The 23,090-nt window shown below is 68.9% G+C and carries 16 protein-coding genes; 14 read left to right on the top strand and 2 right to left on the bottom strand.

Annotated elements, in window-relative coordinates; translation table 11 throughout:
• Positions 1-427: 427 nt before the first annotated feature.
• From OG534_RS23640 to OG534_RS23630, 3 genes are all read left to right on the top strand, one after another.
• The gene (locus OG534_RS23640) at positions 428-6,592 is read left to right on the top strand and encodes an RHS repeat-associated core domain-containing protein (protein ID WP_326590486.1); all 6,165 of its coding nucleotides are present in this window, start codon (positions 428-430) and stop codon (positions 6,590-6,592) included.
• Positions 6,593-6,940: a hypothetical protein gene (locus OG534_RS23635; protein ID WP_326590485.1), complete on the top strand. Its 348-nt coding sequence runs from the start codon at positions 6,593-6,595 to the stop codon at positions 6,938-6,940.
• A 257-nt stretch (positions 6,941-7,197) separates the two neighbouring features.
• Positions 7,198-7,329, top strand: coding sequence for a hypothetical protein (locus tag OG534_RS23630; protein WP_326590484.1), 132 nt, complete (start codon positions 7,198-7,200; stop codon positions 7,327-7,329).
• A gap of 65 nt (positions 7,330-7,394) precedes the next feature.
• On the opposite strand, the gene OG534_RS23625 is transcribed toward OG534_RS23630, so the two are convergent.
• Complete coding sequence (locus OG534_RS23625; RefSeq protein ID WP_326590483.1) at positions 7,395-8,213, bottom strand: phosphatase; 819 nt, start codon at positions 8,211-8,213, stop codon at positions 7,395-7,397.
• A gap of 64 nt (positions 8,214-8,277) precedes the next feature.
• Positions 8,278-8,856 carry an SACE_7040 family transcriptional regulator gene (locus OG534_RS23620; protein ID WP_326590482.1) on the bottom strand — a complete coding sequence of 193 codons (579 nt, stop codon included), beginning with the start codon at positions 8,854-8,856 and terminating at the stop codon, positions 8,278-8,280.
• Between the two features lie 112 nt (positions 8,857-8,968).
• On the opposite strand from OG534_RS23620, the gene OG534_RS23615 reads away from it, so the two are divergent.
• The 11 genes from OG534_RS23615 to OG534_RS23565 all read left to right on the top strand — a co-directional run bounded on the left by OG534_RS23615 (position 8,969) and on the right by OG534_RS23565 (position 23,069).
• Positions 8,969-10,600: a carboxyl transferase domain-containing protein gene (locus OG534_RS23615; protein ID WP_326590480.1), complete on the top strand. Its 1,632-nt coding sequence runs from the start codon at positions 8,969-8,971 to the stop codon at positions 10,598-10,600.
• A 16-nt stretch (positions 10,601-10,616) separates the two neighbouring features.
• The gene (locus OG534_RS23610) at positions 10,617-12,749 is read left to right on the top strand and encodes an ATP-binding protein (protein ID WP_326590479.1); all 2,133 of its coding nucleotides are present in this window, start codon (positions 10,617-10,619) and stop codon (positions 12,747-12,749) included.
• Positions 12,746-13,681, top strand: coding sequence for a hydroxymethylglutaryl-CoA lyase (locus tag OG534_RS23605; protein WP_326590477.1), 936 nt, complete (start codon positions 12,746-12,748; stop codon positions 13,679-13,681). Before OG534_RS23610 ends, OG534_RS23605 begins: the two co-directional genes overlap by 4 nt.
• Before the next feature lie 7 nt (positions 13,682-13,688).
• The gene (locus OG534_RS23600) at positions 13,689-14,849 is read left to right on the top strand and encodes an acyl-CoA dehydrogenase family protein (protein WP_326590476.1); all 1,161 of its coding nucleotides are present in this window, start codon (positions 13,689-13,691) and stop codon (positions 14,847-14,849) included.
• A 143-nt stretch (positions 14,850-14,992) separates the two neighbouring features.
• Positions 14,993-16,030 (top strand): ABC transporter substrate-binding protein, encoded by a 1,038-nt coding sequence (locus tag OG534_RS23595; protein WP_326590474.1) that lies wholly within the window; start codon positions 14,993-14,995, stop codon positions 16,028-16,030.
• Between the two features lie 102 nt (positions 16,031-16,132).
• A complete protein-coding gene (locus OG534_RS23590; RefSeq protein WP_326590472.1) occupies positions 16,133-17,062 on the top strand; it encodes a siderophore-interacting protein in 930 nt (309 codons plus the stop codon).
• Between the two features lie 153 nt (positions 17,063-17,215).
• Complete coding sequence (locus OG534_RS23585; protein ID WP_326590470.1) at positions 17,216-18,715, top strand: pyridoxal phosphate-dependent decarboxylase family protein; 1,500 nt, start codon at positions 17,216-17,218, stop codon at positions 18,713-18,715.
• On the top strand, positions 18,699-19,991 hold the full coding sequence (locus OG534_RS23580; protein WP_326590469.1) for a lysine N(6)-hydroxylase/L-ornithine N(5)-oxygenase family protein: 1,293 nt from the start codon (positions 18,699-18,701) through the stop codon (positions 19,989-19,991). Before OG534_RS23585 ends, OG534_RS23580 begins: the two co-directional genes overlap by 17 nt.
• A complete protein-coding gene (locus OG534_RS23575) occupies positions 19,988-20,581 on the top strand; it encodes a GNAT family N-acetyltransferase (protein ID WP_326590468.1) in 594 nt (197 codons plus the stop codon). The genes OG534_RS23580 and OG534_RS23575 overlap by 4 nt, the downstream gene beginning before the upstream one ends.
• Positions 20,578-22,359 carry an IucA/IucC family protein gene (locus OG534_RS23570; RefSeq protein ID WP_326590466.1) on the top strand — a complete coding sequence of 594 codons (1,782 nt, stop codon included), beginning with the start codon at positions 20,578-20,580 and terminating at the stop codon, positions 22,357-22,359. Before OG534_RS23575 ends, OG534_RS23570 begins: the two co-directional genes overlap by 4 nt.
• A 155-nt stretch (positions 22,360-22,514) precedes the next feature.
• Complete coding sequence (locus OG534_RS23565; RefSeq protein WP_326590464.1) at positions 22,515-23,069, top strand: hypothetical protein; 555 nt, start codon at positions 22,515-22,517, stop codon at positions 23,067-23,069.
• The last annotated feature ends 21 nt before the right edge of the window (positions 23,070-23,090 follow it).

Raw genomic sequence — 23,090 nt, 5'->3', positions numbered from 1 at the left:
CAAACTCCATCTGTCCGATATCCCTGGGCGACTCTACTCAGAATCTCGACACCAGCCACCTTGACCTGCGATTTTCACGCGGATCACATGCGCGTCACCCCATTTGATCCACTAGATCCACTTGGTCCACTTGAAGCGCATTCCGGGAAACCGGATTGGCGAATTCCACCTGTTAGTCTGCGCCCTAAATCTTTCTAGAAGCATGGGGTGGGGTGTGAGAAAATTTCGTATGCGAGGACTTTCTGTGGCGTTGGCCGCAGCGGTCCTCTCGGGCCTACTGCCCAGTGCGATTGCCGTAGCGGACAGCAAATCCAAGCCGTCGCTGCCGGAGCTCAAACAGCCGAAGGCGGTACCGGTCAAGCCGGTCCGCGCAGGCGGGGCGAAGAAGGCCGATGACGCGGGTGCTACTCCGTGGAAGGCGCCGAAGGTGTCCTGGCCGGCAGCCGGTTCGGCGGAGGTGGACCTGGCTCCGGCTTCGGGTCCGGTCTCGAAGTCGTTCCTGACGGGCGCCGCTCAGGGACCGACCGTCGGCTCGGGCTCGCAGCAGGCGGGCAAGCTCCCGGTCGCGGTCTACGTCGCGCCGGGCAAGGCGGCCGAAGCGCCGTCGAAGGTGAAGGTCTCCGTCACCGGCAAGGACGCGGCGCGCAAGGCCGGCGTCGACGGTGTCCTGCTGTCGGTGGGCCGCTCGGACGGCGCCGCGCAGTCCGCGGCGGCCAAGGTCGAGGTGGACTACAACTCCTTCCGGGGCGCCTACGGCGGCGACTACGCCTCCCGGCTGCGCCTGGTGGAGCTTCCGGCGTGCGCGCTGACGACCCCGGATCGTTCGGAGTGCCGTACGCAGAAGCCGCTGCAGACGCACAACGACACGCGCACGGGCAAGCTTTCGGCCCAGGTGGCGACGCCGGGCGCGGCCACGGCTCCCTCGGCCAAGTCCTCGGGTGTGTCTTCCATGTCGGCCCCGGCTGCTTCGGGCGGCGCGACCGTCCTGGCCGCGACGGCGGGCGACGCGGGTCCTACGGGTGACTACAAGGCGACCTCCCTCGACGCTTCCGGTTCCTGGAGCTCAGGCGGATCAACGGGCGCCTTCTCCTGGTCCTACGGGGTCGCGACGCCCTCCGTGCCAGGTCGGCTGGCCCCGAAGATCTCGCTCGGCTACAACTCCCAGTCGGTCGACGGCCGCACGGGTACGTCCAACAGCCAGGGCTCGTGGATCGGTGACGGCTGGAACTGGGAGCCCGGTTTCATCGAGCGCAAGTACAAGCCCTGCAACGACGACAAGACCGGTGGCACCAATACGGCCAAGGTCGGCGACCAGTGCTGGTACAACGACAACGCCACGATGTCGCTGGGCGGCAAGTCGACGGAGCTCGTCTACGAGCAGGCCAAGGGCTGGCACCCGGCCACGGACTCGGGCGAGAAGGTCGAGAAGCTCACCGGCGCCGCAAACGGCGACAACGACGGCGAGCACTGGAAGATCACCACGACCGACGGTACCCAGTACTTCTTCGGTCTGAACCGCCTGCCGGGCTGGAAGGACGCGTCCACCCCGACGACGAACTCGGCCTGGACCGCTCCCGTCTTCGGCAACCAGGCCGGTGAGCCCTGCTACAACGCCTCGTTCGCGAGCGCTTGGTGCCAGCAGGCCTGGCGCTGGCAGCTCGACTACGTCGTCGCCCCCGGTGGCGACGCGATGGCGTACTACTGGAAGACCGAGACCAACAATTACACCCGTAACGTCTCGGAGACCACCGGCAAGGGCACGGTCACGCCGTACGTCCGCGGCGGCTGGCTCGACCACATCGACTACGGGCTGCGCTCCGACACGGTCTACACCGGCAAGGCCATGGCCCAGGTGAAGTTCGACGTCAGCGAGCGCTGCCTCACCAACTGTGGCACCTTCGACGAGGCCAACGCCAAGAACTGGCCGGACTCACCGTACGACCTGTTCTGCAAGGACGGGTCCACGGAGTGCAAGGGCCAGTACTCGCCGACGTTCTGGTCGCGGATGCGCCTGACGGGGATCAACACGAAGATCCTCACCGCCGGCGCGTACCAGGACGTCGACTCCTGGACCCTGGACCAGAACTTCCCCCCGGCGGGCGACGGCATCTCCACCCCGATGTGGCTGAAGTCCATCGCCCGCACCGGCAAGGCGGGCGCCGCCACGGATGTCCCGCTCCCTCCCGTCACCTTCACGGGTGAGCAGCGGCCCAACCGGGTGGACAAGACCGGGGACGGTCTGGCTCCCTACGTCCGACTGCGGATGTCCCAGGTCAACACCGAGACCGGCGGCACCATCGGTGTCACCTACTCCCAGCAGGACTGCACCCCCACCACGCTTCCCGCAGCGGACGCAACGAACGCCAAGCGCTGCTACCCGGTCAAGTGGGTGTGGGAAGGCGAGGACTCTAAACTCGACTGGTTCAACACCTATGTCGTCACCCAGATCGTCGAGGGCGACAACCTCGCTTCGACGCCCGACAAGGTGACCTCGTACACCTATGTCGGCGGAGCGGCCTGGGACAAGGACACCAGCGAGTTCACCAAGGCCGAGGACCGCGTCCACTCCGTCCCACGCGGCTATGAAGTGGTTCAGACCCGCACCGGTGCGGCCAGTGACCCGAAGATGCTGTCGCAGACCCGCTACTTCCGGGGCCTCGACGGCAAGGAGGTCAAGGACGGCACGGGGGCGGCGGTCACCGACCGCCCCGAGTTCGCCGGCATGGTCCGGGAATCCGCTACGTACGAAGGCGATGACACGACCAAGCTCGTGACTGCCTCGTCCAGCACCCCCCGGCGCTCGGACAAGGTAGCCACGCGGACCCGCCCCGGCCTGCCCGACCTCGTCGCCTACAAGACGAACGTCGAGAAGGAGTCGACCCGCACCACCGTCACTGGTGGTACCCGCACGACCGAGACCAACCGTCACTTCGACGAATACGGCATGGTCGACTGGGAGTCGAGCACGGGCGACACGGCCAAGACCGGCGACGAGTCCTGCACCAGGACCACCTACGCACGCAACACCGCCACGTGGATCCTGGACCGGCAGAGCCGCAACGAGACCGTCGCCCTGCCCTGCGCAACCACCGACAGGGGCCCGGCCGACGTCATCAGCGACACCCGCACCTACTTCGACAACGGCGTGCTCGGCACCGTCCCCGGCCAGGGCCTGGTCACCAAGACCGAGAAGATCAACGGCAAGGGCGACGGCTACGACACCCAGTCCTCCGTCCCCAGCACCTGCGGCGCCGCCAAGAACGAGCTCTGCTACGACATGTACGGCCGGGCGCTCGCCTCGGCGGATCCGTACGGAAAGGTTTCTGCCACCTCCTACACGCCGGCCACAGGCGAGGTACCGGTCTTGACGACGGTGACGAACGCGAAGGGGCACATCCTCACTTCGGTCCTTGACCCCTTGCACTCCCAGCCCACCAAGGTGACCGATGCGAACGGCAAGGTCACCACGACGGCGTACGACGCATTGGGCCGGGTGGCGAAGGTCTGGGTCCCGAACTGGACGATCGAGGCCAACCCGAACCTGCCGAGCCGCGTCTTCGAGTACAACGTCCGCAACGACGGACCCAACGTCGTCACTTCCAAGACGCTGACGCACGACTACGAGTACTCCACCGTCTACAGCATCCAGGACGGCCTGCTGCGCGAGCGTCAGACGCAGACCCAGTCCCCCGACCTGGCCGGCCGTCTGATCACGGAGACCTTCTACGACACCCGCGGCCTGGCCTGGCGCACCTCAGGCACGTACTACGCCGACGGCACGCCTTCGCCTGATCTGGTCACAGGGCAGGAACTCAACTACCCGGCCTCCACCGACGCCGTATTCGACGGAGCCGGCCGTCCCACCGCGGTGATCTCGAAGAAGAACGGCACCGAGACCAAGCGCACGACAACCAGTTACACCGGTGACACCACCACGATCGTCCCGCCCCCGGGTGGCACTTCGACGACCACGGTCACCGACACACTGGGCCGCCCGGTGGAACAGAAGCAGTACACCGACGCGGCGCGGACGACCTCGCAGTCGACCAAGTACACCTACGACAGGCTCGGCCGGCTGGCCCAGGTCACCGACCCCGCCGACGCCAAGTGGACGTACACCTACGACGTCCGCGGCCTCCAGATCGAGCTGAACGACCCGGACAAGGGCCTCGTCAAGACCGTTCACGACATCGGGGACCGTGTCACCGACACCACCAACGCCAGTGGCGTCACCCTGCACACGGACTATGACGAGCTCGGCCGTCCCGTGAGCACGAAGCAGGGCGAGACCACCCTGACCTCGATGGTGTACGACACCGTTGCCAAGGGTCGGCTGTCGAAGTCCACGCGCTTCGTCGATGGCAAGGCCTACACGTCGGAAGTCCTCGCCTACAACGACCTCTACCAGCCCCTCGAAACCCAGGTGACCATCCCGTCCACGCCGACCACCGGCGCTCTCGCCGGCACCTACAAGTGGACGAACGCCTACAACATCAGCGGTCAGCCCCTGGCGACCGACCACCCCGCCATGGGTGGTCTCCCGGCAGAGACGGTCGGCATCACCTACCAGTCGGTCTCGGGCCTGCTGGACAGCATGGCCACCGACAGCAACCGCCTGGTCACGGCGATGACGTACGACCACTACGGCCGCACCGTCCGCCAAGAACTCGGTGCCACCAAGCAGCGCATCTACACGTCGAGCGAGTACGACGAGCACACCGGCGCGCTTGTTCGCGCGGTCACCGATCGCGATGTGGCACCGAAGCGGATCGAAGACACCAGGTACGCGTTCGACCCGGTGGGCAACCTGACGTCCATCGCCTCGGCCTACGGCCAGGACGCCGCCCGTACCACCGACACCCAGTGCGTCAACCTGGACGCCCTGCGCCGTATCACCGAGGCCTGGACCAACACGGGTGAGTCCTGCCCGACTTCTCCGTCGGCTTCCGCCATCGGCGGCGAGGACCCGTACTGGACGACGTACACCTACGACGCGGTGGGCAACCGTAAGACCGAGACCAAGCACAAGACCCCCTCGGGCCCGGCTGCCGACACCGTCCGCACCTACGCGGCGCCGACCGCCGGCAAGCACGACCTGCCCAAGGTCACCCAGACCGGCACCGACCCGAGCGAGGAGACCTTCACCTACGACGCGTCCGGGAACACCAAGACCCGCAAGATCGGCACGGGTGAGATCCAGTCCTTCGACTGGGACGCCGAAGGACACCTGAAGACGGCAATCCAGGGAGCGTCCACCAGCTCCTACGTCTACGACACCTCCGGCAACCGCATCCTGCGTAAGGAGAAGGACGCCACCACGCTCTACTTGCCCGCGGGCAACGAGCTGAAGCTCGACAAGACGGGCACGGTCACCGGGACCCGCTACTACGGCGGCGTCGCGGTGCGCGCGGGCGGCAAGCTCACCTTCACGCTCGCCGACCACCACGACACCGGCACCACCCAGATCACCGCCAACGCGACCCAGACGGTCACCCGCCGGAAGACGGGCCTGTTCGGCGAAGCCCGCGGCACCCAGCCGACGACGTGGACCGGCGAGAAGAACTTCATCGGAGGAACTAAGGACAACGACAGCGGCCTGACCCACATCGGCGCCCGCGAGTACGACCCCCTGATCGGCCGATTCATCTCCGTCGACCCGATCATGGACCTCAAGGACTCGCAGCAACTCCACGGCTACACCTACTCCGCCAACAATCCCTTCACCTACTCCGACCCGGACGGCCTCAAGTACTTCGAAGGCCACAACAGCGACCAAGGTTTCCAGTCCAAGCCCCAGAGTGTTGTCGAAGCCGCGACCAGGTACACCAAGGGATACGGGGCAGGCCGAACCACCGGAAAGGCGCAGACGCCCACAGGAAACGGCAAGGGTAAGGGCAATACGGCCACGAAAGCGAGCGGCAAGACTGTTTGCGTTTACCAGGCCGGCATTCCCTGCAGCAATGGCACCGAAGAAAAGCAGTACTACATCGGCGGCACCACAAGCACGACCAATTTCGCGGCAATGAATCAGAGCTGCGTCGGATGGATCTGCGTTGCGGTGTACGGGGCGATGGCCGTCGATGCGGCGGTAGTGCTGGCGCCCGTGGTCCTGGCACTGGGTCCGGAAATAATCGCAGCCTGCCTGTTCAACCCTGCTGGATGCGCAGAGGTGGCGGCCGAGATAGCAACAGCTGGCGCGGGTACTGCAGGTGTCGCATCCATCGCTTCAGCGGAGATCAGATTCAGCCAAAAATCCGTCACAAACGCGAAGCAAACCGTAGATAGCATCGCAGAGAAGGGTTGGGCTGGAGCTCCAGTTGACGTTGTCAGAATGCCGGATGGGAAGCTCACATCCATTGACAACCGAAGAGTCCTGGGGGCTAAGAAGGTTGGTATTGACGTTCAGGCGCGAGTTCATGACTATAATGAACCGCTACCTCAAGAGTTCCTCGAGATAGGCCGGTTCAACACAAAGAAGGCGTCGCCGCTGACCTGGGGCGAGGCAGTCACTGCGCGAATCGAGAAGCAGGGAGCGGCGTACCGTAACGCCAATCCGTACGGATCTGAAATAACCAGTTGGGACGGTAATTAATTGGATGGGATCCTCTCCGTTGACCTTCCTGAAAATTTCAGGTATCCGGAGGTATTCGTAAGGGCGGCAGAAGCTGGATTGCTGAGCTTGGACCCCTGGTGGGCTCTGAGTGAGGATCTCATCAAGCTGAGGTCTGAGCAACTGGCGGGGCAGTTTCCGCAGCTCCGCCTGCTTCCCTTCGCGCGGCGTCAGGACAACGATGATGTTGCCTGTTGGGATCTGGACAAGCCGGGGATTCTTGTCATCGATTCCTTTGGCGTACCGGGGACGGAAGTGGTGGAAAAGTTTACAGACATCGGAGGTTGGCTCAGGAAAGCCCTCGATGATTTCATTGAGTATGAGGAGTAGCGAGGAAGCAAGCTAGCTTCGAGGTCCTGTGGCGGCCCGTCACCCAAGGTGGCGGGCCGCCGAAGTTTTTGTGCGTCACGATCCTGGATTCCCCTGGCCGACTGCAGCCGGTCTCCCTGCCGGCGAGCAAAGCGCCCTGCACCCATTTTCCAAGCGTAGAAATTTGCGGCCCGTTAAGTACGCAGTGGGTGCTGCAAGCATCGGACAGCAAACAGGCCCGGAGAGGCTGGCTCAGAAATTTGAGACCCCTGGTTGCTATGCCGAAGAAGGGTACGACGACCGTCACCCACCTCTTCGTCCCCGGCGAGCGCGACGAATACGTCGACCCCCACCTCGCCAGCGGCTGGGATGCGCACCTGCCGTGCCCGGCCGCGACCCCGGGGGACTGACCGACGCGGGCGGGACGAGGCTGGTTCGCCACCTGGCGACCCGTGCACCCGGCCGCCCCACCGCGCTACGCGCCCAGCAGCCCCGCCGCCGCCAGCAAGTACGCCACCAGCGGGTCGTAGTACCGCGGGTCGCGGACGTGGTCGTCCAGGGGGACCGTCACCTGGAGGGTGCCCTCGGCCTCGGCGATGAAGAGGGCCGGGTCGTTGCAGTCCGCGTAGCCCACCGCGTCCAGGCCGCGCTGCGCCGCGCAGCCCGCCCAGCCGTGGTCGGCGACGACCAGGTCCGGCTGCGGGCGGTTCTCGGCCGTCAGGGCGTCCAGGATCGCGGCCATCGGCTCGGGCGAATGGGTGTGCCACAGGGTCGCGCCCCGCTCCAGTACCGCGACGTCCGCGAACTGCCACACCGAGCCCTCGTCGGCGGTCAGCCCGCCCGGGATCACCACGACTTCGCAGCCCGCCGCCCGCAGGGCCGCCGCCGTCGCCCGGTGGACGTCCAGCAGCCCGCCCGGGTGCCCGGTGGCGAACAGCACGCTCTGCCGGTCCGACGCCGCCTTGCGCAGCCGCGCCGCCATCCGGTCCAGGCCGGCCACGGTCAGCTCCGGGTCGATGGTGTCCTGGCCGTACCGGAAGGCGGGGTCGTCCACGACCCCGCACCGCTCCGCCATCACCGCGAGCACGTCCTGCTCGTCCGTCCAGCGGTCCCCCAGCTCCAGGCCGAACCAGTAGTGCCGGTCGCCGTTGGCGAGCTTGCGGTAGTGACTGAGGTTGTTCTCGCGCGGAGTGGCGACCTGCCCCGCGATCCGCGTGCGGACCAGGTGGTCGATGAGTTCGGCGCGGCTCGGCGTTCCAACGGACTGGTCGGGCGTCTCTATCGGCTTCGGCATACGGCCATTCTGCCGCCGCCGGGGCCCGCACGCCCCGTCCATTCCGAACGGCGGACGCCCCGCGTCAGGCCGACAGCGCCCCGAACGCCCCGTGCGCCAGGCGCCTCAGCAGCGACTCCGTCGCCTCGCGCCCGAGGGCCGCGAGGTGCGGGGTGGAGTTCAGCAGGCCGAAGACCGCGTGCACGGAGACCCGTACCTCCGCCTCGGCCACCTCCGGGTGCAGTTCCCGTACGACCTCCACCCACAGCTCCACGTACTGGCGCTGCAGCTGCCGTACGAGCTTGCGGTCGGCCTCCCGCAGCCGGTCGAGCTCCCGGTCGTGCACGGTGATCAGCGCCCGGTCGTCGAGCGCGAAGTCGATGTGCCCGTCGATGAGGGAGGACAGGACCCGGGCCGGGTCGCCCGCGACCTGCGCCACCCGGTGGCGGCCGCCCGTCAGCAGCCGCTCGCTGATGCCGACCAGCAGCTCGGCGAGCATGGCGTCCTTGCCCGCGAAGTGCCGGTACAGGCCGGGGCCGCTGATGCCCACGGCGGCGCCTATCTCGTCGACGCCGACTCCGTGGAAGCCGCGCGCGGCGAAGAGACGAGCGGCCTCACTGAGGATCTGCTCGCGACGGGTGGGGGCGGCCGCTCTGGTGCTCATGGGAAACCATTCTAGACAGGGCCGTTAGCGCTCGTTAACCTAGGTCCCACACACGTTAACGACCATTAACAGCGTGCACCGAGCAAGTGGAACGAGCAAGGGAGCTCGACCGATGCAGCAGGCACCAGTGCTGACGAGCGCCGCGGACCCGGCGTCCGAGGCCTGGCGGACCAACGAGGCCGCCCACCGCGAGCTGACCGAGGGCCTGCGGGCCCGGCTCGACGCGGCCCGGCTCGGCGGCGGCGAGAAGGCCCGCGCCCGCCACACCGCCCGCGGGAAGCTCCTTCCGCGCGACCGCGTGGACACCCTCCTCGACCCCGGATCCCCCTTCCTGGAGCTGGCCCCCCTGGCCGCCGAGGGGATGTACGGGGGCTCGGCGCCCGCCGCCGGGGTCATCGCGGGCATCGGCCGGGTCAGCGGCCGCGAATGCGTCATCGTCGCGAACGACGCCACCGTCAAGGGCGGCACGTACTACCCGATGACCGTCAAGAAGCACCTGCGCGCCCAGGAGGTGGCACTGGAGAATCGTCTCCCCTGCCTCTACCTGGTCGACTCGGGCGGCGCCTTCCTCCCCATGCAGGACGAGGTCTTCCCCGACCGGGAGCACTTCGGCCGCATCTTCTACAACCAGGCGCGCATGTCGGGGGCCGGCATCCCGCAGATCGCCGCCGTCCTCGGCTCCTGCACGGCCGGCGGGGCGTACGTGCCGGCCATGAGCGACGAGGCCGTCATCGTCCGCAACCAGGGCACGATCTTCCTCGGCGGTCCGCCGCTGGTGAAGGCCGCCACCGGCGAGGTGGTCACGGCCGAGGAGCTCGGCGGCGGCGAGGTCCACTCCCGCGTCTCCGGCGTGACCGACCACCTCGCGGAGGACGACGCGCACGCGCTGCGGATCGTACGGAACATCGTGGCGACCCTGCCGGACCGCGGGGCCCTGCCCTGGTCGGTGGAGGCTCCGGAGGAGCCGAAGGTGGACCCGTCCGGGCTGTACGGCGCGGTCCCCGTCGACTCGCGCACCCCCTACGACGCCCGCGAGATCATCGCGCGGATCGTGGACGGGTCCCGCTTCCAGGAGTTCAAGTCCGAGTTCGGCCAGACGCTGGTCACCGGCTTCGCCCGGATCCACGGACACCCGGTCGGGATCATCGCGAACAACGGCATCCTGTTCGCCGAATCCGCCCAGAAGGGCGCCCACTTCATCGAGCTGTGCGACCAGCGCGGCATCCCGCTCCTCTTCCTCCAGAACATCTCGGGCTTCATGGTCGGCCGGGACTACGAGGCGGGCGGCATCGCCAAGCACGGCGCCAAGATGGTGACGGCCGTGGCCTGCGCCCGGGTGCCGAAGCTGACGGTGGTGGTCGGCGGCTCATACGGCGCGGGCAACTACTCGATGTGCGGGCGGGCGTACTCCCCCCGGTTCCTGTGGATGTGGCCCAACGCCAAGATCTCGGTGATGGGCGGCGAGCAGGCCGCGTCCGTCCTGGCCACGGTCAAGCGCGACCAGATCGAGGGCGCGGGCCAGGACTGGCCGGCCGAGGACGAGGAGGCCTTCAAGGCCCCGGTCCGCGCGCAGTACGAGGAGCAGGGCAACGCCTACTACGCCACCGCGCGGCTGTGGGACGACGGGGCCATCGACCCGATGGAAACCCGGCAGGTGCTGGGACTGGCCCTGACCGCGTGCGCGAACGCCCCGCTGGGCCAAAAGGATCAAGCCCAGCCGGGCTTCGGCATCTTCCGTATGTGACGTGAGGACCTCTTCGATGTTCAGCACTGTTCTGGTCGCCAACCGGGGCGAGATCGCGGTCCGGGTCATCCGCACGCTGCGACAGCTCGGCATCCGCTCGGTCGCCGTGTTCAGCGACGCGGACGCGGACGCGCGCCACGTACGGGAGGCCGACACGGCCGTCCGGATCGGCCCTGCGGCCGCCGCCGAGAGCTACCTGTCCGTGGAGCGGCTCCTGGACGCCGCGCGGCGCACGGGCGCCGAGGCCGTCCACCCCGGCTACGGCTTCCTCGCCGAGAACGCGGCCTTCGCGCAGGCCTGTTCCGAGGCCGGGTTGGCCTTCATCGGGCCCCCGGCGGGCGCGATCTCGCTGATGGGCGACAAGATCCGCGCCAAGGAGACGGTGAAGGCGGCGGGCGTGCCCGTCGTGCCGGGCTCCTCGGGCAGCGGCCTGACCGACGCCGAACTGGTCGCCGCCTCGATGGAGATCGGCATGCCGGTGCTGCTGAAGCCCTCGGCGGGCGGCGGCGGCAAGGGCATGCGGCTGGTGCGCGACGAGGCGGTGCTGGCCGAGGAGATCGCGGCGGCCCGCCGCGAGGCGCGCTCGTCCTTCGGCGACGACACGCTGCTGGTCGAGCGGTGGGTGGACCGGCCGCGGCACATCGAGATCCAGGTGCTGGCGGACGCCCACGGGAACGTGGTGCACCTCGGCGAGCGCGAGTGCTCGCTGCAGCGCCGCCACCAGAAGGTGATCGAGGAGGCGCCGTCGGTCCTGCTCGACGAGAAGACGCGGGCGGCGATGGGCGCGGCGGCGGTCGACGCGGCCCGCTCCTGCGGGTACGTCGGCGCGGGCACGGTGGAGTTCATCGTCCCGGGCGTCGACCCCTCCTCGTACTACTTCATGGAGATGAACACCCGCCTCCAGGTCGAGCACCCGGTGACGGAGCTGATCACCGGCCTGGACCTGGTGGAGCTGCAGCTGCGGGTGGCGGCCGGGCAGCCGCTGGGCTTCGACCAGTCCGACGTGACGCTGACCGGGCACGCGATCGAGGCCCGCGTCTGCGCGGAGGACCCGGCGCGCGGGTTCCTGCCGTCCGGCGGCACCGTCCTGGCCCTGTCGGAGCCCTCGGGCGGTGCGGTGCGCACCGACTCCGGGCTGACGGCGGGCGTGCCGGTGGGCTCGACGTACGACCCGATGCTGTCCAAGGTCATCGTGCACGGGCCCGACCGGGCGACGGCCCTGCGGATGCTGCGGGCGGCGCTGGCCGACACCGTGATCCTGGGCGTCCAGACCAACGCCGGCTTCCTGCGGCGGCTGCTGGCGCACCCGGACGTGGTGTCGGGCGACCTGGACACGGGCCTGGTCGAGCGCGACCTCGCCGAGCTCCTGCCGGAGGGGGTTCCGGACGAGGTGTACGCGACGGCAGCCCTGCTGGCGCAGGGTCCCCGGGCTCTGCCCGGGCCCGCGCCTCAAACTCCCCCAGACTCCGTCCGGGGGTACCCCCTGGCGGGGCTGGGAGTTGCGGCGAGGCCGGACGGATGGGTCGACCCGTTCGACGCCGCCAGCGGCTGGCGCATGGGCGGCACGCCCGCCTGGACGGTCCACCACTTCCGCCTCCCGGGCCACGACCCCGTAGAGGTCCGCACCCGCCACTCGGGCGCGGAGTCCGAGCTGCTCTTCTCCGACTCGGCCGGGGCAAATCCAGCCTCGCCGGCGCTTGAGGCGCGGGGTCCGGGGCAGAGCCCCGGCGCACCGGCGCGAGCCCGGATCATCACCCTCACCCCCGACCACGTCACGGTCGAACTCAACGGCGTCACGCACACCTTCAGCCACGCCACCTCCCCGGAGGGGACCTGGCTCGGCCGCGACGCGGACAGCTGGCACGTCCAGGCGTACGACCCCGTGGCCGCGAACCTCGGCGGCGGCGGACGGACCGGCGCCAACACCCTCGCCGCCCCCATGCCCGGCACCGTCACCGTCGTCAAGGTGGCCGTCGGCGACACGGTGGCGGCCGGCCAGAGCCTGCTCGTCGTCGAGGCCATGAAGATGGAGCACGTCATCTCCGCCCCGCACGCCGGCACCGTCACCGAACTCGACGTGACCCCCGGCACCACGGTCGCCATGGACCAGGTCCTGGCCGTCGTCACCCCGGACGAGGAGAGCGAATGAACGGCCTGCCGATGACCGTCCCGGCCCCCGGCCTCCCGGCCCGGGTCCGGATCCACGAGGTCGGCGCCCGCGACGGGCTGCAGAACGAGAAGGGCACCGTACCCACCGAGGTCAAGGCGGAGTTCATCCGCCGCCTGGCCGCCGCCGGGCTCACCACCGTCGAGGCCACCAGCTTCGTGCACCCCAAGTGGGTTCCGCAGCTGGCCGACGCCGAGGCGCTGTTCCCGCAGCTCGCGGGCCTCGACGGCGTCGCCCTGCCCGTCCTGGTCCCCAACGAGCGCGGCCTGGACCGCGCGCTCGCCCTCGGGGCCACCCGGATCGCCGTCTTCGGCTCGGCGACCGAGACCTTCGCCTCCCGCAACCTCAACCGCACGGTCGCCGAGTCCCTCGCCATGTTCGAGCCCGTCGTGGCCCGCGCCAAGCAGGAGAAGGCGCACGTCCGCGGCTATCTGTCGATGTGCTTCGGCGACCCCTGGGAGGGACCCGTCCCGGTCCACCAGGTCGTACGCGTCGCCACGGCCCTGCTCGACCTCGGCTGTGACGAGCTGAGCCTCGGCGACACGATCGGCGTCGCCACCCCGGGCCACGTCCAGGCCCTGCTCGCCGCGCTGAACGAGGCCGGCGTGCCGACGGACCGCATCGGCGTGCACTTCCACGACACCTACGGCCAGGCCCTGTCCAACACCCTCGCCGCGCTCCAGCACGGCGTGACCACCGTCGACGCCTCCGCAGGCGGCCTCGGCGGATGCCCGTACGCGAAGAGCGCCACCGGCAACCTCGCGACCGAGGACCTGGTGTGGATGCTCGACGGCCTCGGCATCGAGACCGGGGTCGATCTGGCCGCCCTCACCGCCACGAGCGTGTGGATGGCCGAACAGCTGGGGCGACCCAGCCCCTCCCGTACCGTCCGCGCCCTCTCCCACAAGGAGTAGTCACACCATGTCCCTCGACCACCGGCTCACCCCTGAGCACGAGGAACTCCGCCGTACTGTCGAGGCGTTCGCGCACGACGTCGTCGCGCCGAAGATCGGCGACCTGTACGAGCGGCACGAGTTCCCGTACGAGATCGTCGCCGAGATGGGCCGCATGGGCCTGTTCGGCCTGCCCTTCCCGGAGGAGTACGGCGGCATGGGCGGCGACTACCTCGCCCTCGGCATCGCCCTGGAGGAGCTGGCCCGCGTCGACTCCTCGGTCGCCATCACCCTGGAGGCCGGGGTTTCCCTGGGCGCCATGCCCCTCTACCTCTTCGGCTCGGAGGAGCAGAAGCGGGAGTGGCTGCCGAAGATGTGCTCCGGCGAGATCCTCGGCGCGTTCGGCCTGACCGAGCCCGGCGCCGGCTCGGACGCCGGCGGCACCCGCACCACGGCGGTCCGCGACGGCGACGAGTGGGTCATCAACGGCTCGAAGTGCTTCATCACCAACTCCGGTACGGACATCACCGGTCTGGTCACGGTCACCGCCGTGACGGGCCGCAAGGCGGACGGCCGCCCGGAGATCTCCTCGATCATCGTCCCGTCGGGCACCCCGGGCTTCACGGTGGCCGCTCCGTACTCCAAGGTGGGCTGGAACGCCTCGGACACGCGTGAGCTGTCCTTCGACGGCGTACGGGTCCCCCTGGCCAACCTGGTGGGCCAGGAGGGCCGCGGCTACGCGCAGTTCCTGCGGATCCTCGACGAGGGCCGGATCGCGATCTCCGCGCTCGCGACGGGTCTCGCGCAGGGCTGTGTCGACGAGTCGGTGAAGTACGCCAAGGAGCGGCACGCGTTCGGCAAGGCGATCGGCGACAACCAGGCCATCCAGTTCAAGCTGGCCGACATGGAGATGCGCGCCCACATGGCCCGCATCGGCTGGCGCGACGCGGCCTCCCGGCTGGTGCGCGGGGAGTCGTTCAAGAAGGAGGCGGCGATCGCCAAGCTGTACTCCTCGACGGTCGCCGTCGACAACGCCCGCGAGGCGACCCAGATCCACGGCGGCTACGGGTTCATGAACGAGTACCCGGTGGCCCGGATGTGGCGGGACTCCAAGATCCTGGAGATCGGCGAGGGCACGAGCGAGGTCCAGCGCATGCTGATCGCGCGTGAACTGGGCTTCACCGCCTAGTCGTACGGCTCGCCCGCGGACGGGCGGCACAAGGGGGCCCTGAAAAAACTTAGGGCCCCCTTACCGTTTCAGGCCAAGGTTAGGCTAACCTTCCCCACGAACGGCTCAGTGGCCGCCCGGCACGCACGAAAACGGACATCGACATGCCCAAGTCCCGAACCTCCTCCCTCACCCGTCGCGGATTCATCGCGGCGGGCGGCGCCCTCGGCCTCGTCGCGACGCTCGCCGCGTGCGGCGGCACCGAACCGGCGAAGGGCGACGGCGGCAAGGACAACGGCGCCGCGGCCTCCGGCCCCTGGACCTTCAAGGACGACCTCGGCACGGAGCTCAGCCTCCCGGCCAAGCCGAAGAACATCGTGGCCTTCACCGGCACCGCCGCCGCGCTGTACGACTACGGCATCCCGGTCAAGGGCGTGTTCGGCCCGACCAAGACCGCCGACGGCAAGCCCGACGTGCAGGCCGGTTCGATGGACATCTCCAAGGTCGAGATCCTCGGCAACGTGTACGACGAGTTCAACGTCGAGAAGTACGCGGCCCTGCAGCCCGAGCTGCTCGTCACCAACAGCTGGGACGGCACCCTCTGGTACGTGCCGGAGGCCTCCAAGGACAAGATCCTGAAGCTGGCCCCGGCCGCCGCGGTCAAGGTCGGCGGCGACGTCACCCTCGACAAGGCGCTGGAGCGCACCGCGGACCTCGCCAAGTCCCTGGGCGCCGACATGAACTCCAAGACCACCGTCGACGCCAAGGCCCGCTTCGAGGCGGCCGCCGCGAAGGTGCGCGAGGCCACCAAGGCCAACCCGGGCGTCAAGGTGCTCGTGGGCTCCGGCTCCGCCGACCTGTTCTACGTCTCCACCCCGGAGACCTCGGCCGACCTGAAGTACTTCAAGCAGCTGGGCGTCGAGTTCGTCACCCCGGAGAAGCTGGACGAGGGCGGCTTCTTCGAGAGCCTCAGCTGGGAGAACGCCGGCAAGTACAAGGCCGACGTCGTCCTGCTCGACAACCGCACCGGCACCCTGCAGCCGGAGGAGCTGAAGGCGAAGGCCACCTGGGCCGAGCTGCCCGCCGTCAAGGCCGGCCAGATCACCCCGCGCGTGACCGAGCCGATCTTCTCGTACGCCAAGTGCGCCCAGATCCTGGAGGACCTCGCGAAGTCCATCCAGAGCGCCAAGAAGGTCAGCTGACCCGGTCCAGCCCCGGCGCCCGGTGACCGGGCGCCGGACAGGCCTGCCGGCTCCCACGGGGACCCGGCAGGCCGCACCGACTCCCAGGGGGGACTCACCCGCATGACCGTCACCGCGTCCGACGACGCCGCTCCGGCCGTCGCCCACTTCCGGTTCTTCGCGCTCGAAGTGGTGCGCACGCGCCGCCTCGGCCACTCGTTCCTGCGGGTCACGTTCGGCGGCGAGTCCCTCGCGGCCTTCCGCTCGGGCGGCTTCGACCAGAGCCTGTCGCTCTTCCTGCCTCCGGCCGGCCGGGAGCACACCGTCCTGCCGTCCACGGACGAGGACACCTGGTTCGCCGCCTGGCGCGGGATGCCGGACGAGGAGCGTCCGGTCATGCGCTCCTACACCGTGCGCGAACAGCGCCGTACGCCCGAGGGGGTGGACGAGGTCGACATCGACTTCGTCCTGCACGGGGACCCCGCCGCGGCAGCGGCTGATGTCACAGGGCCGGCCTCGCACTGGGCCGGGCGCGCGGTCGCCGGCCGCCGGATCCTGGCCATCGGACCGGCCGTCGCGGAGAACAAGTCCGTACGCTTCCAGCCGCCGGCCGACACCGACGCGGTCTGGATGTACGCGGACGAGACGGCGCTGCCGGCCGCGGCCGCGATCCTGGACCGGCTGCCCGCCGGGACCCGGGTCCACGCCTGGTTCGAGGTCCCGCACGAGGACGACCGGCTCGCCCTGACGACGCCCGCCGACGTGGACATCACCTGGATCGTGCGCGAGGGCCACGGCCGGGAGCGGACCGAGCAGGTGCTGAGCGTGCTGCGGGCGGCCGAACCGGCCGCCGCCGAAGCCCCGTACGCCTGGCTGGCGGGCGAGGCCGGCACCATTCGCGCGGTGCGCCGCCACTTCGTGCAGGAACGATCCGTCGACCGCCGCGCGGTGCGTTTCACCGGCTACTGGCGGCTCGGCGCGAGCGAGGAGCAGCTCCTCGCCGAGGCGTACGCGGGCAAGGCCCCGAGCGAGGACCCGGCGTCCGAGCTGTAGCACTCGACTCCCCCCATACGTAAGGCCGTTGGAGATGGGCCCTGGTTTCAGCCAGGGCCCATCTCCATTTGGCTTGAACCTTAGGTTAGGCTAACCTAAGCGTCGAGTACCACGCCCCATCACCCTCTCCACCCCCTGCCCGGAGGAAAGTTGATGCGTTCGCATCTGCTGAATGAGACGACCGCGGACCTCTACCGGCGTTCCGTCACCGAGGGCGTCGCACGCGTCGCCGCCAAACTCGCGACCACTGAGCGGCCTCACACCGGTATATCCGTGGACGAACTCGCCCCGGTCATCAACGGGATCGACCTGGACAAGCCGCTGGAAGACGCGGCCGCCGCCCTGGACGAGCTGGAAGACGTCTACCTGCGCGACGCGGTCTACTTCCACCACCCGCGCTACCTCGGGCACCTCAACTGCCCGGTCGTCATCCCCGCGGTGCTGGGCGAGGCGATCCTCTCGGCCGTCAACTCCTCCCTCGACACCTGGGACCAGTCCATCGGCGGCACGCTCATCGAGCGCCGCCTCATCGACTGGACCGCCGAGCGCATCGGCCTCGGCCCCGGCGCGGACGGCATCTTCACCTCCGGTGGCAGCCAGTCCAACTTCCACGCACTGCTCCTCGCCCGTGACGAGGCCTGCCGCATCGTCATGCAGAAGGAACTGGCCGAGGGCCGCGAGCTCACCAAGGCCGAACTCCTGCCGAAGCTGCGCATCTTCACCTCCGAGGCCAGCCACTTCAGCGTGAAGAAGTCGGCCGCCATGCTCGGGCTCGGCTACGAGGCCGTCATCGCCGTCCCGGTCGACCGCAACCGCCGGATGGACACCTCGGTGCTCGCCCTGGAGCTGGAGGAGTGCGCCGCCGAGGGCCTCTTCCCGATGGCCGTCGTCGCCACCGCCGGCACCACCGACTTCGGGTCCATCGACCCGCTCCCCGAGATCGCCCGCCTGACCGCCGAGCACTCCGCGTGGATGCACGTGGACGCCGCCTACGGCTGCGGCCTGCTGGTCTCCCCCACCCGCCGGCACCTCCTCGACGGCATCGAGCACGCCGACTCGGTCACGGTCGACTACCACAAGTCGTTCTTCCAGCCGGTCAGCTCCAGCGCCATGCTCGTCCGCGACCGCGACACCCTCAAGCACGCCACGTACCACGCGGACTACCTCAACCCGCGCCGCATGGCCGAGGAGCGCATCCCCAACCAGGTCGACAAGTCCATCCAGACCACGCGCCGGTTCGACGCGCTCAAGCTCTGGATGACCCTGCGCGTGATGGGCGCCGACGGCATCGGCTCGCTCTTCGACGAGGTCATCGACCTGGCCGCCGCCGGCTGGGACGTCATCGACGCCCACCCGCGCTTCGAGGTCGTCGTCAAGCCCCAGATCTCCACGCTCGTCTTCCGATACGTGCCCCGACTCGAAGGCACCGAGTTCCGCAAGGACCTGGTCGACGAGGCCAACCTGCACGCCCGCAAGGCCCTGTTCGCCTCCGGTGAGGCCGTCGTCGCCGGCACCAAGGTGGACGGGGACCAGTACCTGAAGTTCACCCTCCTCAACCCGCAGACCACGACGGCCGACATCGCGGCCGTACTCGACCTCCTCGCGTCCCACGCCGAGCAGTACCTGGGAGAATCCCTTGCCCACGCCTCGTGACTTCATCGGAATCGGCCTCGGTCCCTTCAACCTGGGACTCGCCTGCCTGACCGCCCCGATCGACGAACTCGACGGCCTCTTCATCGAGTCGAAGCCGCACTTCGAGTGGCACGCGGGAATGTTCCTGGACGGCGCGCACCTGCAGACGCCGTTCATGTCGGACCTGGTCACCCTCGCCGACCCGACCTCGCCCTTCTCCTTCCTGAACTACCTGAAGGACAAGGACCGGCTGTACTCCTTCTACATCCGTGAGAACTTCTACCCGCTGCGGGCCGAGTACAACGACTACTGCCGCTGGGCCGCCGACCGGCTCGACAACGTCCTGTACTCCACCTCCGTCACCGAGGTCACCTACGACGAGCGGGCCGGGCTCTACGAGGTCCGCACCGACAAGGGCGAGACCCACCTGGCCCGCCGCCTGGTCCTGGGCACGGGCACCCCGCCCTTCGTCCCGGAGTCCTGCGCCGGGCTCGGCGGCGACTTCCTGCACAACTCCGCGTACATGCAGAACAAGGCAGAGCTGCAGAAGAAGAAGTCGATCACCCTGGTCGGCTCCGGCCAGAGCGCGGCCGAGATCTACTACGACCTCCTCGCCGAGATCGACACGTACGGCTACCAGCTCAACTGGGTGACCCGCTCGCCGCGGTTCTTCCCGCTGGAGTACACGAAGCTCACGCTGGAGATGACCTCCCCCGAGTACGTGGACTACTTCCACGCCCTCCCCGAGGAGACCCGCTACCGGCTGGAGACCCAGCAGAAGAACCTCTTCAAGGGCATCGACGGCGAGCTGATCAACGCCATCTTCGACCTGCTCTACCAGAAGAAGATCACCATGCCGGGCGCGGTGCCGACGACCCTGCTGACCAACACCTCGCTGAACAGCACGGCGTACGACACCACCACGGGCACCTACACCCTCGGGCTGCGCCAGGAGGAGCAGGAGCGGGACTTCTCCCTCACCACCGAGGGCCTGCTCCTGGCCACCGGCTACAAGTACAGCTTCCCCGACTTCCTCGCCCCCGTGCGCGACCGGCTGAACTTCGACGGGCACGGCCGCCTCGACGCCGCCCGCAACTACAGCATCGACACCACGGGCCGCGGCGTGTACCTGCAGAACGGCACGACCCACAACCACTCCCTCACCTCGCCCGACCTGGGCATGGCTGCCTACCGCAACGCGTACATCGTCGGAGAGCTCCTCGGCCGCGAGTACTACAAGGTCGAGAAGTCCATCGCGTTCCAGCAGTTCGCAGCCCCGGAAGGCACGCACGTATGAGCACCACCACCGACGAGATCCTGTACGCCCGCACCGACGGGACCCTCGGGACCTTCGCCATCCGTCCCCTGGACCCCTTCGCCGACGCGGAGCTGCTCCACGGCTGGGTCACGCACCCCAAGGCGTCCTTCTGGATGATGCAGGACGCCTCGCTGCCCGACGTCGAGCGCGAGTACATGCGGATCACGGCCCACGAGCACCACCAGGCCTTCATCGGCCTCCACGAGGGCCGCCCGGCGTTCCTGATGGAGACCTACGACCCGAGCGAGCTGGAGCTGGTCGGCCTGTACGACGCCCAGCCCGGCGACGTCGGCATGCACTTCCTCGTCGCGCCCAGCGACCAGCCGCTGCACGGGTTCACCCGCGCCGTCATCACCACCGTCATGGCGGCCGTCTTCGCCGACCCGTCGACCGAGCGCGTCGTGGTCGAGCCGGACGTCGGCAACACGGCCGTGCACGCCCTGAACGAGGCCGTCGGCTTCGTGCCCGAACGCCCGATCCGGAAGCCGGAGAAGGAAGCCCTGCTGAGCTTCTGCACCCGCGCCCGGTTCGAGGCGGCCACCGGCATCACGAAGGAGTCCTCGATATGAGCCTCGCCGACGCCGTCGCCCACCTCTCCCCGGAGCTGTGGGCCCGGGCGAACCGCGCGCTGGTCCGCAAGGCCCTCGCGGAGTTCTCCCACGAACGCCTCCTGACCCCGAAGCCGCTGGGCTCCGGCCTCTACTCGGTCCTGAGCGACGACTCCTCGGTCGAGTACCGGTTCAAGGCCGACCTGTACGCCCTGGACCACTGGGACGTGGACGAGGCCTCGATCACCCGCCTCCAGGGCGGCGAAGAGCTCGCCCCGGACGCCCTCGACTTCCACATCGAGCTGCGCGAGACCCTGGGCCTGAGCCCGCAGGTCCTGCCGGTCTACCTGGAGGAGATCTCCTCCACCCTGGCCGGCACGGGCTTCAAGTACACCAAGCCCCAGATCTCCGCCGACGTCCTCGCCAAGTCCTCCTTCCAGGACATCGAGACGGGCATGACCGAGGGCCACCCCTGCTTCGTGGCCAACAACGGCCGCCTCGGCTTCGGCGTGCACGAGTACCTCTCGTACGCCCCGGAGACGGCGAGCCCGGTCCACCTGGTGTGGGTGGCCGCCCGCAAGGACGTCTCCACCTTCACGGCGGGCGCCGGCCTGGACCACGACTCCTTCATGCGCGAGGAGCTCGGCGACGAGACCATCGGCGTCTTCGCGGAGCGGATGACCGCGCTGGGCCTGGACCTGGCCGACTTCCACCTCTTCCCCGTGCACCCCTGGCAGTGGTGGAACAAGACCACGGTCACCTTCGCGGCCGAGATCGCCAACCACCGCCTGGTGCTGCTGGGCGAGGGCCCGGACGCGTACCTCGCGCAGCAGTCGATCCGTACGTTCTTCAACCGGAGCGCACCGGAGAAGCACTACGTCAAGACGGCCATCTCGGTCCTGAACATGGGCTTCATGCGCGGTCTGTCCGCGGCGTACATGGAGGCCACCCCGGCCATCAACGACTGGCTGCACCAGCTGATCGAGGGCGACGACGTCCTGCAGTCGGTGGACTTCTCGATCATCCGCGAGCGCGCGGCGATCGGCTACCACCACCGCCAGTACGAGCGCGCCACCGATCGGTACTCCCCGTACCGCAAGATGCTGGCCGCGCTGTGGCGCGAGTCCCCGGTGAACTCGATCCAGGGCGACGAGCGCCTGGCCACGATGGCCTCGCTCCTGCACGTCGATGCCGAGGGCAAGTCCTTCGTCGGCGCGCTGATCGCGGAGTCGGGCCTGACCCCGGCGGAGTGGCTGCGCCACTATCTGCGGGCCTACCTGGTCCCGCTCCTGCACTGCTTCTACCAGTACGACCTCGCGTACATGCCGCACGGCGAGAACACGATCCTCGTCATCGAGGGCGGCGTGGTGAAGCGGGCGATCTTCAAGGACATCGCCGAGGAGATCGTGGTCATGGACCCGGACGCGGTCCTGCCGCCCGCGGTCGAGCGGATCCGGGCGGACATCCCGGAGGACATGAAGCTGCTGTCCATCTTCACGGACGTGTTCGACTGCTTCTTCCGCTTCCTGGGCCCGATCCTGGCGGCGGAGGGCATCTGCGAGGAGGACACCTTCTGGCAGGCGGTCGCGGACTGCGGCCACGCGTACCAGGAGTCGACGCCGCAGCTCGCGGAGCGCTTCGAGCGGTACGACCTCTTCGCGGAGGAGTTCCAGCTGTCCTGCCTGAACCGCCTCCAGCTGCGCAACAACAAGCAGATGGTCGACCTCGCCGACCCGTCCGCCGCGCTCCAGCTGATCGGCACCCTCAAGAACCCCGTCGCGGCCTTCGCCCGGCGGTGACGGACGGGGCGGGGCGGTATCGATACGGTCCCTCGATACCGCCCCGCCCAACAGCGTGACAGCGTGACCGCGAAGCCCAATAATGGCCCTCTTCGCGATCACGCCGTCGCGTTTTCCGCCTGTCAGCCGGCTGCTGCCGACACCTGGGAGCCACTGTGCCGTTCCGGATCCGCCCCGGCCGCGTGGCCGCTCTGCTGTTGTCGGCCGCGGTCGTCGCCGGGGGCCTGACCGGCTGTTCGGTGCTCTCCCCGTTCACCACCTGCGAGGGGACCGAAGCCCGGATGAAGGAACTGGAGTCGCTCCCCCTGCTCGCCTCGCCGCCGCCGGGCGCGACGCCTCCCCAGAGCTACGACGGGTTCCTCTCCGAGTGCGCGGACGACAGCGGCGACGCCTGGCTTTCGGCCGGGCGCCTCTACGCGTATCCGGGAACCCGTCAGGAAGTCCTCGACCACTACCGCAAGGCCGCGGAGGCCGACGGCTGGCAGTTCTGGCCCCAGCCGGTGGCGGGTTACGAGCTGAAGGGACTGTGCTTCACGAAGGGCGAGGAAGGACAGGCGAAGCAGCTCATGCTCAACTTCGTCAGCGCACGGGATTACGTCGAGTTCTACGGGCCTGGCTCCGGCCAGGAATTCGCTTCCGGTGCCGGTTTCGAGATAGAGGTCGGTTCGACGGCCGACGGGGCCGGCGGGGCCGACAGCAGCTGTCCCTGACCACGGGCTGTGACCACGGCC

The sequence above is a fragment of the Streptomyces sp. NBC_01294 genome, assembly GCF_035917235.1.
Taxonomy (GTDB): Bacteria; Actinomycetota; Actinomycetes; order Streptomycetales; family Streptomycetaceae; genus Streptomyces; species Streptomyces caledonius.
Note: the sequence above shows the minus strand (reverse complement) of the source record. Positions and strands in the feature narration are given on the sequence as shown.